The sequence below is a fragment of the Dichotomicrobium thermohalophilum genome, assembly GCF_003550175.1.
GTDB lineage: Bacteria > Pseudomonadota > Alphaproteobacteria > Rhizobiales > Rhodomicrobiaceae > Dichotomicrobium > Dichotomicrobium thermohalophilum.
Genome location: NZ_QXDF01000001.1, coordinates 1,247,721 through 1,263,533, shown reverse-complemented (window position 1 = coordinate 1,263,533; position 15,813 = coordinate 1,247,721). Strand labels below are relative to the sequence as shown.

General features: G+C 61.7%; 19 protein-coding genes. 6 read left to right on the top strand and 13 right to left on the bottom strand.

What is annotated here, in order from left to right; genetic code table 11:
• Positions 1 to 118 precede the first annotated feature (118 nt).
• From BXY53_RS05725 to BXY53_RS05715, 3 genes are all read left to right on the top strand, one after another.
• Entirely contained in the window at positions 119 to 1,282 is a 1,164-nt protein-coding gene (locus tag BXY53_RS05725) for a heavy metal-binding domain-containing protein (RefSeq protein WP_119060903.1), read from the top strand.
• Entirely contained in the window at positions 1,213 to 1,638 is a 426-nt protein-coding gene (locus BXY53_RS05720; RefSeq protein WP_119060902.1) for an efflux RND transporter permease subunit, read from the top strand. The genes BXY53_RS05725 and BXY53_RS05720 overlap by 70 nt, the downstream gene beginning before the upstream one ends.
• A 71-nt stretch (positions 1,639 to 1,709) precedes the next feature.
• Complete coding sequence (locus BXY53_RS05715) at positions 1,710 to 2,048, top strand: copper-binding protein (protein ID WP_119060901.1); 339 nt, start codon at positions 1,710 to 1,712, stop codon at positions 2,046 to 2,048.
• 241 nt (positions 2,049 to 2,289) lie between these two features.
• Here BXY53_RS05715 and BXY53_RS05710 read toward each other — a convergent pair whose 3' ends face one another.
• The 13 genes from BXY53_RS05710 to BXY53_RS05650 form a co-directional block, all read right to left on the bottom strand.
• Positions 2,290 to 2,742, bottom strand: coding sequence for a DUF302 domain-containing protein (locus tag BXY53_RS05710; RefSeq protein ID WP_119060900.1), 453 nt, complete (start codon positions 2,740 to 2,742; stop codon positions 2,290 to 2,292).
• Positions 2,743 to 2,814: 72 nt separating this feature from the next.
• Positions 2,815 to 4,077: an NAD(P)/FAD-dependent oxidoreductase gene (locus BXY53_RS05705; RefSeq protein ID WP_119060899.1), complete on the bottom strand. Its 1,263-nt coding sequence runs from the start codon at positions 4,075 to 4,077 to the stop codon at positions 2,815 to 2,817.
• Between the two features lie 35 nt (positions 4,078 to 4,112).
• Positions 4,113 to 4,778 (bottom strand): c-type cytochrome, encoded by a 666-nt coding sequence (locus BXY53_RS14285; RefSeq protein ID WP_245410370.1) that lies wholly within the window; start codon positions 4,776 to 4,778, stop codon positions 4,113 to 4,115.
• Between the two features lie 46 nt (positions 4,779 to 4,824).
• Positions 4,825 to 5,934 (bottom strand): c-type cytochrome, encoded by a 1,110-nt coding sequence (locus BXY53_RS05695; RefSeq protein WP_119060897.1) that lies wholly within the window; start codon positions 5,932 to 5,934, stop codon positions 4,825 to 4,827.
• On the bottom strand, positions 5,918 to 7,189 hold the full coding sequence (soxC, locus tag BXY53_RS05690) for a sulfite dehydrogenase (RefSeq protein ID WP_119060896.1): 1,272 nt from the start codon (positions 7,187 to 7,189) through the stop codon (positions 5,918 to 5,920). Before soxC ends, BXY53_RS05695 begins: the two co-directional genes overlap by 17 nt.
• Positions 7,190 to 7,249: 60 nt before the next feature.
• A complete protein-coding gene (gene soxB / locus BXY53_RS05685) occupies positions 7,250 to 8,941 on the bottom strand; it encodes a thiosulfohydrolase SoxB (RefSeq protein WP_119060895.1) in 1,692 nt (563 codons plus the stop codon).
• Between the two features lie 141 nt (positions 8,942 to 9,082).
• On the bottom strand, positions 9,083 to 9,409 hold the full coding sequence (gene soxZ, locus BXY53_RS05680) for a thiosulfate oxidation carrier complex protein SoxZ (RefSeq protein ID WP_119060894.1): 327 nt from the start codon (positions 9,407 to 9,409) through the stop codon (positions 9,083 to 9,085).
• A 24-nt stretch (positions 9,410 to 9,433) separates the two neighbouring features.
• Positions 9,434 to 9,850 (bottom strand): thiosulfate oxidation carrier protein SoxY, encoded by a 417-nt coding sequence (gene soxY, locus BXY53_RS05675; RefSeq protein WP_119060893.1) that lies wholly within the window; start codon positions 9,848 to 9,850, stop codon positions 9,434 to 9,436.
• A gap of 526 nt (positions 9,851 to 10,376) precedes the next feature.
• Entirely contained in the window at positions 10,377 to 10,934 is a 558-nt protein-coding gene (locus BXY53_RS05670; RefSeq protein WP_210209155.1) for a DsrE family protein, read from the bottom strand.
• A gap of 414 nt (positions 10,935 to 11,348) precedes the next feature.
• Positions 11,349 to 12,062, bottom strand: coding sequence for a sulfur oxidation c-type cytochrome SoxX (soxX, locus tag BXY53_RS05665; protein ID WP_119060892.1), 714 nt, complete (start codon positions 12,060 to 12,062; stop codon positions 11,349 to 11,351).
• A gap of 32 nt (positions 12,063 to 12,094) precedes the next feature.
• Entirely contained in the window at positions 12,095 to 12,970 is an 876-nt protein-coding gene (gene soxA, locus BXY53_RS05660) for a sulfur oxidation c-type cytochrome SoxA (protein WP_119060891.1), read from the bottom strand.
• 196 nt (positions 12,971 to 13,166) lie between these two features.
• Complete coding sequence (locus BXY53_RS05655; protein ID WP_119060890.1) at positions 13,167 to 13,736, bottom strand: thioredoxin family protein; 570 nt, start codon at positions 13,734 to 13,736, stop codon at positions 13,167 to 13,169.
• 16 nt (positions 13,737 to 13,752) lie between these two features.
• A complete protein-coding gene (locus BXY53_RS05650) occupies positions 13,753 to 14,487 on the bottom strand; it encodes a cytochrome c biogenesis CcdA family protein (RefSeq protein WP_119060889.1) in 735 nt (244 codons plus the stop codon).
• 71 nt (positions 14,488 to 14,558) lie between these two features.
• On the opposite strand from BXY53_RS05650, the gene BXY53_RS05645 reads away from it, so the two are divergent.
• Genes BXY53_RS05645 through BXY53_RS05635 form a run of 3 tightly spaced genes read left to right on the top strand, consistent with a single transcriptional unit; the run spans position 14,559 to position 15,811 of the window.
• A complete protein-coding gene (locus BXY53_RS05645) occupies positions 14,559 to 14,936 on the top strand; it encodes a thioredoxin domain-containing protein (protein WP_119060888.1) in 378 nt (125 codons plus the stop codon).
• On the top strand, positions 14,933 to 15,439 hold the full coding sequence (locus BXY53_RS05640) for a GlcG/HbpS family heme-binding protein (protein ID WP_119060887.1): 507 nt from the start codon (positions 14,933 to 14,935) through the stop codon (positions 15,437 to 15,439). Before BXY53_RS05645 ends, BXY53_RS05640 begins: the two co-directional genes overlap by 4 nt.
• A 12-nt stretch (positions 15,440 to 15,451) precedes the next feature.
• Entirely contained in the window at positions 15,452 to 15,811 is a 360-nt protein-coding gene (locus tag BXY53_RS05635) for an ArsR/SmtB family transcription factor (protein ID WP_119060886.1), read from the top strand.
• The last annotated feature ends 2 nt before the right edge of the window (positions 15,812 to 15,813 follow it).

Below are 15,813 nucleotides of genomic sequence, written 5' to 3'. Positions count from 1 at the left end.
CCGGCTTGGCCGCCCTGAGGGGCTCCGGCACGCGGAGGCGCACGCTCACCCTGTCTGCCGCGCGGCTTTTCCTGCCGCCCCAGACGCTCCGGTGCTTGCCAGATGAACGAGGTCCCGAATGTGCACGTCCTGCCGCCACGCTGTGAAAAGGCATGTCGCCCCGCTTCTGCTCATCCCGGCGCTGACCGTCAGCCAGCCGATGGCCCGCGTGGTGGGCGACGCCATCATCACGTCCGTCATGGACGACGAGAAAGCCACCGTAGTTCAAAGCCCGCTGGTTCCGGGAGCCTACGCGGCTGAGGACAGTCAGGACGGGGCGCAGAAATGGACCTGCCCCATGCATCCGCATTACATCGCGGACGCGTTCGGAACCTGCCCGATCTGCGGGATGGACCTCGTCAAGCTCGATACCGGCGACAGCGACCTCGAAGCCACCACGGCCACGTCCCGCGAGGTCATTACCGTCGCGCCGGAGGTGGTGCAGAGCATGGGCGTGCGGCTGTCGGAAGCCGAACAGTCTCAGTTCGGACGGACCGTGCGTAGCTACGGGATCGTCACCGAGAACGAGCGCCTGCAAACCGACATCACCAGCCGCGTGGAAGGCTGGGTGACGGAGCTGAAAACCACGGCTGTGGGCGATGAAGTCAGCGCGGGGGGCCTGCTCTTCAAGCTCTACGCGCCGCAACTCGTTGTCTCCCAGAACGATTATCTGCGCTCCGGCTCGGCGGATTTGCGCCGTCGCGGGATCAATCAGCTTCGCGCGCTGGGCGTGCAGGAAGCTGCCATCGACCGGATGAGGGAGGGCAAAGAGCCGATGCAGGATGTGCCCTTCTTCGCGGATCGCAACGGCGTGGTTGCTGAGCTCAACATTCGCGAGGGAACTTACGTGAAGCGCGGGATGCTGCTCGCGCGAATACAGGATTACGCGTCTGTCTGGCTGATCGTCGGCGTCCCGGAGAAGGACCTCGGGTTCATCGACCAAAACACGCGAGCGACGGTCACCTTCCCGAGCCTGCCCGGACGCGAAGTCCGTGCAAAGGTTGATTTCGTCTATCCGACGATCGACGAGAAGACGCGGACCGGTCGGGTCCGGCTTGTCATTGACAACCAGGACGGGCGGATCCGGCCCGGCAGCTACGCCGATGTCGTCTTCGAGGTGGGCACGGCGATACGCATCTCCGCACGCTCCAGGACTGGTTCGTCAAGTTCGAGTTGGCGGCGGTTCCGGGCGTCTCAGAGGTCGCTTTGGTTGGGGGCTTCGTTAAGGAGTATCAGGTTCTGATCGACCCCAACCGCCTGCGCGCCTACGACATTCCGCTCTCGCGGATTACCGAGGCGGTCCGCGTGGCGAGCGGCGAGGTCGGCGGCCGGGTCATCGAACAGGGCGAGACCAAGCTGATGACCGTGGGCGTGATCATTGGCGGGCTGTTGCCGATCTTCTTCACCGACGGGCTGGGTTCGGACGTGATGCGCCGCATCGCCCTGCCAATGGTGGGCGGCATGGCCTCGACAACGGTGCTCACGCTCATCGTCATTCCGGTGGTCTACTACTTGTGGGAAGGCCGCCGCTTTCGCCGCGTGGCTGCACGCGAGGTTACCGGGTCCGAAGCCGACTACGCGCCCAAGCCGGCGGAGTGATTCCGTTCGCAACGAACGGTAATGCGCCGGCTCAGGCCGGCAGTTCTCATGCAACCAGACGGGAGACAAACATGAAGCAGACCCTCTTCGCGAGCCTCGCCCTTGTTTTCGGCGCGTTATTTTCGCCAGCGATCGCGGCGGAAAACATGGATCACAGCGCCATGGAAGCCACGGATGCAAGCGAAGCCCAGGCTGCAGCGGTCATTCATGCGATAGACGCAGATGCCGGCATGATCAACGTCACGCATGAGCCCGTTGAGGCGCTGGGCTGGCCGAAAATGACGATGGACCTGCCGGTGACGCGGCGGGTGGATCTCTCGACCGTTAAAGAGGGGAGTAATGTCGTGCTGACTCTCAAGCGCGGCATGGACAAGAAGTTCCGCGTGATCGCGATTGACCCTGCGGAATAAGATCGAAAGGCAGGACGGGGGCTGCACGCAAGCGGCCCCCGCTGGATATCGGCCTGAATTGGTGCGAAGCCGCGATCGGGTCTACGAACGCCCGCATCAAGACGGACGTCCTGCGGCGGTGTCACAGAGTCCGCGGCTGCTACCGCGTCGAGGGCCCACTGGTCCGGCGACGCTCACCTGCCCGTCCCCGGTGCCCTGCGCCCGAAAGATGGACCGGCAGTAAAGAGCGTTCCGTGCGCGCTCAGCGCGGCCCAACGGCTTCTTGCGCGATCTCGTCCAGCAGCGCCTCCACCTTGTCCATCGGTCCGTCCGGATAATCGCGATAGCCGATCATGACCTCGCCCTCGCGCTCGGCGACGAAGACGCCATAGGGGCAATGGGCGATGTTCATGGGATCGGCTTCCATAACTTCGCGCGAGATAACCGCCGAGCAGAACAGGTAGACATCCGCCTCCTCGAAGATCTTGACATCGCTGCCGACGTCTTCGCCCGTACGGTTGAGCATTTCCCCGACATGGCTGACGTAGTCGATGACGAGTCCGCGATTGATGATGGCATTCTCGACGCCAAAGGCGGCATCCTCGAAGCTGCCGTCAAAGCGATAGGTGGTCACGCCGTCCCCGGCGGTCGCCGCGGTCGAGAAAACCGTTGCCGCGGAAAGAGCCGCCGCAGCCGCGAATTGAGCAAGTTTCATGACAACTCTCCTGAAAGAGCGCCCGGCGCGTTACTCCACCGCGTCTCGGAATTTGCGCCGGGCGCTTTGCGCCTAACCGAACATGTCCGAGGTGATGCCGGAATACCAGCCGAGGCTTTCTTCATAGGTGGCCTTGCGCTGGGCCGCGTCCTCGCCGGTCGCGCTGATGAAGCCATCCGTCTTGGCGATCTTTTCCTCGGTCGGTTCATAGCTCGCGCCGACCTTCACGCCATCCTCCGGCGCGATGAGCGACCAGCAGGTGTTGGAGTAGCGCGGCGGGAAGGTACGGGCATCCGTGAGCGCGCCGCGGATGGCCATTGCGGCCGCCTTGGCCTGGCTGTTGGCGGAGTAGCCGGATTTCGGCATGTCGCCCTGGCTGGTGGCATCGCCGAGAATGTAGACATTCTCGTCCATCCGCGACTGCATCGTGGCGGGGACGACCGGCGCCCAGTTGCCCTCTGTCAGTCCTGCCTCATGGCAGATGCGCCCGGCCTTCTGCGCGGGGATCACGTTGCAGACATCCACCTTCTCCGGCGAGCCGTCGATGACGACCTCCATCGAGTCGGGACGCACCTCGACATTTCCGCCGCCGAAATCCGGGCCAAGCCGCTGGATCATGCCGGGGTAGTGCTTCTGCCAGCCTTCCTCGAAAAGCGCCTGTTTCGAGAATTTCGGCTTGGGATCGAGAATGAGGATCGTCGCGGTCGGGTTGTTCTGCTTGAACTGGTGGGCGACCATCGACACGCGCTCATACGGCCCCGGCGGGCAGCGGTACGGGTTCGGCGGCGCGACCATGCAGTAGACGCCTCCTTCGCGCATCGACAGCACCTGGGCCTTGAGCAATTCGGTCTGGCTGCCGGCCTTGTAGGAATGCGGCATCTTGTTCTGCGCGGTGATATCCCAGCCGGGAACGCTGCCTTCCACGAAGTCGATACCCGGCGAGAGCACCAGCGCGTCGTAACCCACACGGCCGCCGCCGGCGAGCGCCACCTCCTTGGCGTCCCGGTCCACACCTGTCGCCCAGTCGTGCACGACATTGATGCCGTACTCGGACGCGAGCGTTCCGTACGAATGCGCGAGGCTGTCGAGCGTGCGGAAATCGCCGATATAGAGGTTCGAGAAGAAGCAGGTGTAATAGGTGCGTGTCGGCTCAATGAGCGTCACGTCAATCGCACCCTTGCTATCCTTCGCGATGTAGCGCGCGGCCGTGGCACCGCCCGCACCACCGCCGACCACGACGACATGCGGTCGCGCCTGCCCATTCACCCGCGGCGCGGCCATCATCACGGCGGCGGCTGCCGACGCGCCCAGAAAATCACGTCTGTTCAGGCTCATTTGTTTCCTCCCTGTCTGCCGGCCCCTTCCGGCATTCATTGCTCGGGGTTGGCAAAATACGCGGCCAATGCCGCGATTTCCTCATCCGACAACCGGCCGGCGATCATCTGCATGACCGGGTGCGGACGCAGTTTCTGCTTGTAAGCGTGCATGGCGGCGACGAAATCTTCCTCGGGCCAGTGCGTGATCGAGGGGATGCCCTCGTCACTGCCGTCCCGCCGGTGGCATGTCGTGCACTCGCTGGAAAGGTAGGCGCCATAGGCTGGATCGCCTTCGATGGCGAGAATTTCGGGGTCGAGATCCGGCTTCGTCGGCAGGGCGGTCGGCGCTGCTTCCGGGATATTCGCCGGATCAGCCGAGAATTTGCGGAGATACGCGAGCAGGTCGGCCCTGCGGTCCGGGTCGCCCATTCCCGGGTAGCTCATGCGCGTGCCGGAAACGAGCGACTGCGGGTTCTCGATATAGGCGTCCAGCGTGCGCAGATCCCACACGAGGCCGTTCGCGCCCATGCGCTTCAGGCTCGGCGAATAGACGTAATCTTCAAGCGAGCCAGCCTGTCGGCCGAAAATGAGATTCAGATGGGGGCCGATTCCGTTTTCGGCACCCGCACCAATTTCGTGGCACGCAGCGCATTCTTTGAACGCTTCGCGCCCTGCCTCGGGATCGCCGATTTCCTCCCCCGCCGCTGTCGTTACGCTCACAACCACAGCGGCAAAAAGGGAGCAAATCGAGCGCCGGAGCATCAGATCATTCCTCGAACGTCTTCAGGTAGGCGATAACGGCTTTCAGATCGTCCTCGTCCTTCAGGCCCGGGTAGGCCATGCGGTTTCCCTCGATGTAACCGCGCGGATCCTTGAGATAAGCCGCGAGCGTTTCCTCGGTCCAGGTAAAGCCCTCCTCAGCCTTCGACTGGAAAGCGGGCGAATAGCGGAAGCCATCGACCGCCGCGATGTCGCGGCCCACGACGCCGTTCAGATGCGGGCCGACCCGGTTCTCGGCCCCCTCGCCAACCTGGTGGCAGGCTTTGCACTGGCGGAAGACCTTCTCGCCCTCTTCGACCAGTGCCGGGTCCGGCTCTGACGCGCCCTCGGCAGCGGCGACTTGGGTTTCCTCGGAAGCGGCCTCGCGCTCCTTGCGCGCGGCTTCATCCTCCGGCGTAACGTCGAGCACGCGCGCACGCATGGTGATCTCGACGGACTCCTTGCAGTTCTTCATGCAAGGCTCACGCTTGAATTCCTCGAACTCGACTTCTTCGCGGTCGTCGACGAAGAACTGCCCTTCATTGGGAAGGGTGATTTCGGTAAAGTTATCCTTGGACAACTCGAAATCATAATCCTCCACAATGAAGTTCAAGTAAAGGATATATGCGGTAAGCGCGTAGACTTCATCATCACTGAGCGACTGGGCGTTACCGAACGGCATCGCGCGATGGACATAATCATAGACCGTCGACAGGAACGGCCAGTAAGAGCCAACGGTCTTGACCGGGTCTTCGCTTGACAGCGTGCCGCCGCCGCCCGAAAGCGCCGGCCAGCGACCGATGCCCTCGCCGAAATCGCCGTGACAGCTGGCGCATTTCTGTAGATAGATTTCTTCACCCTCGGCGACAGTGCCGCTGCCCTCTGGCAGCCCTTCTCCGTCCGGGCGCACGTCGATGTCCCACGCGGCGAGCTCCTCGGGCAGTGCGGGCCGGCCAAGGCCGAACTTGCGCGCCTCGCCCTCGGCCTGCTCGGCGGCAAAAGCGGCCGCGAAGGGGGCCTGCGCTTGCCGCGGGCTATCGCCAGTGATGGCGTGAAAGGACGCCGCCGCCAGCGTCATGGCTCCGACCGTGACGCCGATCCTAAGAAACTTCGACATTCTCCACGACCCCTTTCTCGTTCACGTACCAGGTCTGGATACCGTTGTTGTGATAGATCGAGTTCTCGCCACGGATTTCGCGCAGGGCTTCCTTGGTCGGCTGAACGTAGCCCGTGGAGTCGTGCGCGCGGCTCTGCAGGAGGAGCGGCGAGCCGTCCCAGTCGAACTCGTAATAGAAACGATGCATCGACTTGTTGAACGACGGACCGGACATCCGCGCCTGATGCCAGTTCTTGCCACCGTCGAGCGTGACATCAACGCGCGGGATCGTACCGCGTCCGGACCAGGCGATGCCGGTGATGATCGTGCGCCCCGGACCATGTGCAATCGGCGCCTGCGGGCTTGGATTGGTGATGACGGATTTCGCATCCATCTCCCAGGTGAAGCGCCGCGCCTTCCCGCTGGGGAACAGGTCCGTGTATTTCGAGGTCTCCTCGCGGTGGTGCCATGGCTTGTCGCCGACCTCGATGCGGCGCAGCCACTTGACCCACATGTTGCCTTCCCAACCGGGGACGACGAGACGCACCGGGTAGCCCTGCTCGGGGCGCAGCGCCTCGCCGTTCATCTTGAAGGCCACCATGCAGTCGTCCAGCGCCTTCTCCAGCGGGATCGAGCGCGTCATCGCTGCGGCATCCGCACCTTCGGGCAAGATCCAGGCCGCGCTGCTTTTCAGCCCGGCCTCCTGCAGGATGTAGCGCAGCGGCACGCCGGTGTACTGGACGTTGTGGATCATGCCATGCGTGTATTGGCAGCCGTTGAGCTGCGCGCCGCGCCATTCCATGCCCGAATTGGCCGCGCATTCGAGGAAATAGACCCGGTTCTCGCGCGGGAAGCGCATCAGGTCTTCCATGGTGAAGACCAGCGGCGTCTCCACCAGCCCGTTGATCATCAGCCGGTGTTGGCCGGGGTCGATCTCGGCGATGCCCGAATGGTGCCGCTCGAAGCACAAGCCGTTGGGGGTGATGATGCCATCCAGTTCGTGCAGCGGCGTGAAGTTCACCGAGCTGACCGTATCCGCCGTCAGCCATTCGACGTTGCGGCGCACCACGTGCGATTCAAATTCCGACGGAGAGCCATAGGGCCGCGCATCAACGCCCTCGCCGTTATACCGGCTCCAGTCCGGCAGCTCGGTAATGGCGGGATCAGGCTGCTGCGCCTGTGCGACACCGGCCGTGGCGGCTGCGCCGCCGGCTGCCAGCGCGCCCGACAGGAACGTCCTTCGAGAGGGGCCCGAACCTTTCTCGGATTGCGACATTGGACAATGCCTCCCTTGATCAATGCGCCCGTTCAGCGGGCGAAGATGACAAAGCCTCGGTTACACGCCAGCGATCTCGACATCGGAAACGGGCGGGGCCGTAACCGTGCCTTTCCGGCGGACGAACGCCTCCACGACCTCCCAGATCGGCGGTCCTTCCGTGCCCTCGTTGACGCTGGCCCAGCCGGCGACCGTGTATTCGCGGGCCGGGTCGATCGGCTCGCCGGTGTTGAGGAAGGTAAGATTGCTGATGCGCTTGCCCTGTTCCTGCGAGACGTCGATCCGGTAGCCGAGGCCGCCGACGCGGACCATGTCGCCGCCCTGCTGGTAATAGGGATCCTTGTTGAAGAGGTTGTCGGCCACGTCCTCCATGACGACCTTGAGCATCTCGCCCGTCATGGTCGTGCGATACGCCTCGGGGTAGGTCATCGCGGTGACGTCGAAAATGTCCTCGCGCGTGATCTCCGAGCCCGGCAGCAGGGTGGTGCCCCAGCGCACGCCGGGCGATAGCGCGATCTCCGCGTCGCGCTCCTCCAGAAGCGCCTGGCAAATCAGATCGTCCCAGGTGCCGTTGAAGTTGCCGCGCCGATAGAGCAGATCGTCGGTCTTGCCGATGACCTCGCTCATTTCGTCAAGGTAGGGCGCGCGTTCCTTTTCGATGATCGACGCGATGTCCGGGTCGGGCGTTATCACGTCTGAGAAGACCGGGATCAGCTTGTGGCGGATGCCTTTCATCTCGCCGTCGCGCACGTCAAGATCGACCCGGCTGACGAACTTGCCGTTGGAGCCGGAGGCGATCAGGACCGTGTTGCCCACCTTGACCGGCTCCGGGATGGCGTCATGCGTATGGCCGGTCAGGATCACATCGATACCCGGCACGCGCCCGGCCATCTTGCGGTCGACGTCGAAACCGTTGTGCGACAGCAACACGACGAGATCGGCGCCCTGGTCGCGCACCTCCTGCACCACGGACGTGATCCGTTCTTCCCGGATGCCGAAGGAGAGATCCGGGAACAGCCAGTCCGGGTTGGCGATCGGGGTGTACGGGAAGGCCTGGCCGATCACCGCGATCTTTGCGCCGCCCCGTTCAAACATCGCGTAGGGGTCATAGACCGGCTCGTCCCACATCTTGTCGAAAATGTTGGCGCCGAGGAAGGCGTAGGGTAGCTGCTCGACCAGCTCGTTCACCCGGTCGATGCCCAGCGTGAACTCCCAGTGGCTGGTCATCGCATCAGGCTGCATCGCCTTCATGACATTGAAGATATCCTGCCCGGCACTCTTGTAGGTGCTGTAAGAGCCGTGCCAGGTATCGCCGCCATCCAGCAGCAGGGCATCGGGACGCTCGGCGCGGATCGCCTTGATGACCGTCGCCATGCGGTCGAGGCCGCCCATCCGGCCATACTCGCGCGCGAGAGCGACAAAGTCCGTGTTGGTCAGCGCGTAGGCGTGCGGGGAACCGGGCGTGATGTCGAACATCCGCAGGAAGTCCTGGCCGGTCACGTGGGGCGGTTTGCCCTTGACCGGGCCGACGCCGATATTCACGCCGGGCTCGCGGAAATAGACCGGGGTGAGCTGACCGTGAATGTCGGTCACGTGGATAAGCGTGACGTTTCCGAAGCTGTCGAACTGCAGCAGATCATCCTGGGTCAGCGCCTGCTGCGCAGCGAGTTTCGCCCAGTTGCCCACGCCGGAAGCGCCATAAAGCGCCGATGCGGCAACGGATGCTTGCAGGAACTCGCGACGCGAAATCATTGGTCACCTCTATAAACAGAGCCGGTCTGCTCGAAGCGCAGCGCGCTCCGCCGGGAAACTCTCACAGCGAGAATCGATGAATGGCGAGACCGCCCGCCCGGCGGCAGGCGGCCGCTCAACCGGGCATGAGAGTCATCCCGGTCACTTGACCTCGATGGCTTTCGAGAGTTCGTAGACTTCGCCGTTATCGTCGTACCAGGTAAACTTGAATTCGCCGGACTCGGGCACTTTCGCCTCGAATTCGAAATAGGGGTTCGTCGAAATGGCCGGCTCCAGCGCGACATCGACAACGGTCTCGCCGTTGAATTCGCAGGTGAACCGGTTGATGATCCGGCGTGGGATGATGTTGCCGTCATCGTCCTTGCGCTGCCCCGATTCCATTGGATGGCTGATCAGCGTCTTGATGGTGATGACCTCGCCCGCAGCAGCCGTGCGAGGCACCCGGACTCGTGGCCTAACTCTCTGCATTGTCTTCCGCTCCTCGTCGTTTCCTTAGCCGCCGCAACCGCCGATCGTGACCTTCACTTCTTTCTGCGTCTTGACGAAGCTGCCGTCGGGCATCTTTGCCACTGCGACCACGTTCTGGGTCTTGGCGAGACGGATGCGCGTCGAGGCCGTATGCGAGCCGGCCAACCGCCCGAACTTGAACTTCACGACATCCGGCGAGGGGTTACCCAGGGCGAAGACCATCACCTCCTCGGCGCCCGGCGCGTCGACCGAGATCGGAACCGTGTTGCCGTTTTCAGCAATTTCCGGCGCATTCAGGGTGATGTCACCCTCTTTCGGCTCGACACCGCCGGTGAAGGCGGCAACACCCTCCTCCTGAGCGGCGCGAAGCTGGTGGGGCATGAGCGCGAATATGCCTGCACCCACCCCTACTGCGATGGCTTGACGTCTACTCAATTTCATAGCGCTTCTCTCCGGTTAGGCTCTCAACGGAAAGCGTTTCATTCGTATTTCAGCTTATTGGGATCGGTGACCAGGTGCTCGACCTGCCATGGCGTGAGGACGGTCCTGGCTTCGAAGCTGGATCCGCGGAGTTCTTACCCGTCTTGACGTGAAAGGCTGGCGCAGCCGCCACGGTACAGACCGGCTTTGCCGAGCTGGGCGCGGTCGCTGCGTGTCTCATGTCTCCTCCCATTCTTTCATTCTTATGTGATTAATCCTAGAGCAGGATCGGCATAGCTTGCAACGTCTAATTCATATTATTGAATAAGATGAGTGGTTTCGGGCCGCGTCACTTCGAACCCCAAAGCGGGCAGGACCTCCCTGCACGGAAAGACTGCCAGAGCGGCTTCGAATTTGCCGGGCTACCCGGCTCTGCGGATCCGCAGCCGAAACCGCGCAGCGCTGGCCGCCGATATCCGGTGAATCGAGCGTTCATTTTCCTGGACCGAGGGCGCGCGCGCAGGGGCTGTCCCCGTCCGGGCCGTATCTACTCGATTTTGATGTACGCGAAGCCCTCACTCTGGAGTTCGGCGATCCGGACGACGCCCGATCCCACGGGCGTGACGCCTTCGTACAGCTTGTCCTTGGACAGACCCACGTCCTCACGGGTGATTTCGCAAAGCTCAAGCTTAACATCGTAGACGTTTTTCAGGCTCATCAAGCGCCCCTTCAGATTCTCTCGGCGCTCCTGTAATGCCTGATCTGCTTCAAACGGCGTGCCCTCGAGCTTGTCATCGGTCAGGAACCGGATGCCATAAGAATTGAACACAATGCGCACGTCATAATCGCGCAACTCATTCTCATACGAGGACACCATGTTGTAGATACTTGTGACCATGGCACTGAACCGGCGCGGATCCTTGAAATCCGCGTGGTAGACAACCTTGGCGGGTCCATCGCCAAAGCCGTCCTGGGCCAATGCGGATTGCGCGTGCACCGCCGCGCCCGTAGCCGTGAGCACGACCATGACCGCGATGGAAACGATCAGCTGATTAATCGCACGAGCAAGTGGCGATCCTGATTGCGTGGTGCGCGGCTGCATCATTGACCTCCTCCCGTTGTGAACGGCGACATGTCATTCGGGTTGCCCCTTGAGCATAGCTGATTGCCTTGGGGACGGAAACGAGGCGCCCAGGTGCGCAATTTGAGAGCAATCCGCCTTCTTGAGGTTCCCGTCATGCCAACGTCCTGGCTCAAGATTGGCTTGCCCCGGCCCCCGTCTTCCGAACAGAGCCATCAGAGCGCGATCGGAGAAAGGCTGTTCCGGGATCGGTCCGGGATAAGCATCGGTGTTCCGAGAACGCGCGCCTGAAAGCAAAGACTTGGAGCCGCATCCTGGTTCAATCAGAACAGATGCGGCTCCAAGGAGAGGAAGCACACCTCACGCGCCCTGCGCGATGCGGCTTCTGGAGCGGGAGTCGCTATGTTCTCCTCGCATGATCAGAAGCTCGAACCGGGCCTATTCATTCACCGGGGATTCCGGATCCATGAGATAGGCCATCACGTCGGCGATCTTCTCCTGACTAAGAACCCCGTTGGCGCCGAAACGCGGCATCTTGGTACACGGGAAGACCACATGCGCATTGTAGATCACTTCATACGTGTACTTCAGCATCTGCTCGTTTGTGCCGCGCATCTTGCCATACCCGATTAGGCTCGGCCCGAGGGTGCCGGATCGATCCACTTTCTCCTCTTCGAACTGATGGCAGTTGATGCACAGGCCGCCGGTTTCACGTGCGCTGTGGTCATCCACTTTGTGGCCGACCCGAAAGCCGAACGCGTTCTCCGCCACCGCCTGGCCTCTCTTCCAGTCGCCGAGTTCTATGCCCCCTTCCGGATAGACCATCGAGTCTCGGGCCAGTTCCATGACTTTCTGTGCGGTGTCGCCATCCACCGGGCCGCCTTTCAACTTGGAGCAGGTTTTCTGGAGTTCGTCCTGCGTCAGGCGATCGCGCACCGTTCGGCCTTCCTGGGTCTTTTCGTCGACATCGAACCCCTCTGCCTCGAAGATCAGGTATTCAGCGAGCTCCTCGGAGCTCATGGCCGTGTAGTCGACTTTCTCGGCCCCTTTTTTCTTGTGGGAGTCGGCGACGGCGTATCCGCCCGCAAAGACAAGCAGAGCCGTTGCAACGAGAGCAATAAGCCCTGACTTATGGGGAATCTTGGGGTACATGATCGGTGCTCCTACGCTTTATGCTTTTGTAATCAGCGCTTCAGGTCAGGCATTATAGCCGGCTCGCCGCGCGCCTGATCGGTCCAGAAACTGAGGATCGCAATGGCAGCGTCGGACTGGCGTTTGATCTTGCCCTTGCGCATCTGCCAGTAGCATCCGCGCACGCGCTGGTAGGGACTGCGTATGTTGGACGACCTGCCGACGCGCAGGGCTGGCCAGGAAACCGCCTTGGTCCATTCCTTGGGCCGATTGACATTGGGGAGCACCGAGGCCCGGATCCGCTTGCCGGTTTCGGTGTGACAGGTGGCACAGCTGAAGTCCATTACGCTGGAGCGACGGTAGAACATGACTTCGCCGGCATCGCGCATCGCCTTTTCCAGGGGATGGTCCATCGGCGGATTCCATTTGTAGCCGTTGGACCTGGCGGCGACATAAGCCATCAAGGCACGGATTTCCGACCTGTTTTTCAATGCCGGATCATCGCTGGAGAAGCCTTGGATCGTCTTCATGCAGTGCACCAGACGCGTCTCAAGGTCCATCACCCTGCCCGTATCCTCGAAATACCGAGGCATTTCGGCATAAGCGCCATCGAGCACGCCCGGACCCTTGCCGAAATCACACTTTTCCAGCGAGACGTTATTTGGCCCGCGTTTTTCCTCGAACAGAAACTTGCCATCGTCGACCACGAAATAGGCCGGGTTGTCCTCCATCATCATGAGATTCTGAGGACTCTGGGTGAGGTACGCGGAATCGATCTCGTCGATAAGCTTGAGCAGAATGTCCTTGGGATTCTCTTTGGTACAATGGATACATTCGGCGCTCGCCGCACTCGTCAACGCGAGTGTGGCAATAGGCACCGCGAACAGCAGCTTTCTGCCTGCCCACAGCGATTTTATGGCTTTATGCATGAGACTCCTCCCCTTCATTCAGTCAGACTTGCTGCTGTCCGGTCTGGGCCGGCTTCTGGTGAGCTGGGCGCCTTAGCTGCATGTCTCATTTTTCCTCCCATTCTTTCATTCTTATGTGATTGATCCTAGAGCAGCATCGGCACGGCGTGCAATGTCTTATTCATCTATATGAATTAGACGTTCGAACCGCTCCCCGTCAGTTCGCCGCCTGCTGCTCCTGGAGCTTGCGGGCGTGGTAGCGCTGGAAAGTCTCGCCGCTCTCGTAGCCCTTCTCCACGATCCAGGTGAGCATGTTGTAGGTCGTGCCTTTCCCGAACGCTCCCGGCATTGTAACGACCGCAGCTTCATCCGCCGGGACCTCGCCGGGGTCGTCCTCGGGAAAGAACATGATCGTCGGCGTAAAGTGGATGCCCCAGCGGCGCGCCATCTGCTTTTCGGTGCCCTCGGTACCGTCGAAATCGGTCACGGGCAGGTCGCCAAAGAGGTTGTATTGGACGAAGAAAAAGTTCTCCTTGATATACTCGGAGATCTTTGGATCCGGAAACACCTCTTCATGCATTTTCTCGCAGTAGATGCAGCCGCGCTGCTCGAAGATGATGGCAAACCTTTTGCCTTCCGCGCGCGCTTCAGCCAGGTCCTCACGCAGGTTGTTGAAGGTCTGACGCATCCATTCGGTCTTGTGGAGACCGTCAGGGCCGAGTTCGGCGGCCGCGGCCGGCGAGACCATCAGCAGCAGCAATGAGACTGCGAGCAATCGCTTGAGCATTCACTTTCCTCCCTTATCAACCGAGCGGCCTGAAGCCGATTTCAAGCATCCAGTTCGCGATCCAGTTGATCGTGTTCGTGCCGATCAACAGCGCGAAGATTACCAGCAGGACACCCATGATCTTCTCCATGAGCCCCAGATGCCGGCGGAAGTGCTGCATGAAGCGCATGAACGGGCCGACAAACAGCGCCGCCAGAACGAAGGGGAACGTCATGCCCGCCCCGTAGACGAACAGCAGCATGGTGCCCTGCCTCACGCTTTCCTCGGCGGCCGCTGTCATGAGGATTGCCGCCAGAACCGGCCCCACGCAGGGCGTCCAGCCGAAAGCAAAGGCAAGACCGATCACGAAAGCGCCCAGGAAGCTCAGGTTGGTTGTATTTCCCGGCTCTGCGCGGAATTGGCGGTGCAAGAACCCGATTCGGATCACGCCGAGGAAATGCAGCCCCATCGCCATAATGATCGCCGCGGCGATCCAGCGCAGCACGTCAAACCACTCGCTAACGAGCTGACCGAACGCTGTGGCCGTCGCGCCGAGGCCCATGAAGATCGTTATGACCCCGGCGGAGAAGAACACCGCCGATACCACCGCGCGCACCCGGACCGCCGGCGTGATCGTGCCGTCCGCGTGGACGGTCTGCATGCTCGTTCCGGCCATATAACTGAGGTAGAAAGGTACGATCGGCAGGATGCAAGGCGACAAGAATGAGAGCAGCCCCGCCAGAGCGGCGCCGGCGACCGTAACGTCCAGCATCTGTTTCCTCCCTTGATTAATTCACACATTCATTTATTTTTTTGTCAACCTACACTCTGATCGGTGGGCCAATGCCAAAAGCCTTGTTCGCCGTCCTTTCCGCCGCGCTCATGCTGTTGCCCGCGGGGGCACTCGCGCAGTCCTATGAGCTGATCATGGTCGAAGAGCGCGGCTGTCCCTGGTGCGCGCGATGGAACAAGGAAATCGGCCCGATCTATTCCAAAACAGCCGAGGCCGCGACCGCGCCGTTGCGACGGATCGAGCTGCACGCACCGCGCCCAGACGACCTCACCTTCGAGCGGCCGATCTCGTTCACGCCGACATTCGTGCTGGTCGGCGATGGTCGGGAGCTCGGCCGGATCGAAGGGTATCCGGGCGAGGACTTCTTCTGGATGCTGCTAAACAAGCTGCTGAAACAACACACGGACTTTAAGGGGGAGACGCCATGAAAAAATTCATCGCCGCTGCCATTGCCGCAACGGGCCTTGCCATTACCCCCGCCGCTGCGCAGGACGAGTCGCCGTTCGTCGAATTCCGCGTACTGACGCCCGAATTCGCGCTGAAAGCGGCGGAGGCCGCGTTGCAGTTCTGCCGCGATGCGGGCTATCAGGTCGGCGTGACCGTCGTCGACCGGGCCGGGAATCCCCAGGTTTTCATCCGCGACCGCTTCGCTGGCCCGCATGTCTATGAAACGGCCTACCGCAAGGCCTGGACAGCGGTCAGCTTCGGCATCTCGACAGGCGAACTCGCAGAGGCAACGCGCCCCGGAGAGCCAACGCAGGCGATCCGGCATTTGGAGACGGCCCTGCCGCTGGGCGGCGGCCTCGAAATTGAGGCGGGTGATGGTTCGACCGTCGGGGGAATTGGTGTTTCCGGCGCGCCTTCACCTGATCTGGATGCTGATTGCGCACGAAAAGGAATAGAAGCAATTGAATTCGACATAGCATTTTAGGGGCCGACCCGTATGCCGTTACCCGTCATCACGGAGGACATGAGCGAGGAGGATATCGAGCGCATGATGCAAAATGCGCAGCGTGCCTCCAATTTCCTGAAGGCCATCAGCCACGAGGGCCGGCTCATGATCCTCTGCTACCTCGTGCCCGGCGAGAAGTCGGTCAAGGAGCTTGAGGACCTGCTATCGGCGCGACAGGCCGCCGTTTCCCAGCAGCTCGCCCGGTTGCGTTACGAAGGGCTGGTGACAGCCCGGCGGGACGGCAAGACCATTTACTATCGGTTGACGGACGACCGTCCGCGGCAAATACTGGAAGTTGTGTATGACATGTTCTGCAGGGAGGAAGCTGCCGACGGCCAAGACGCTCGCTAAAG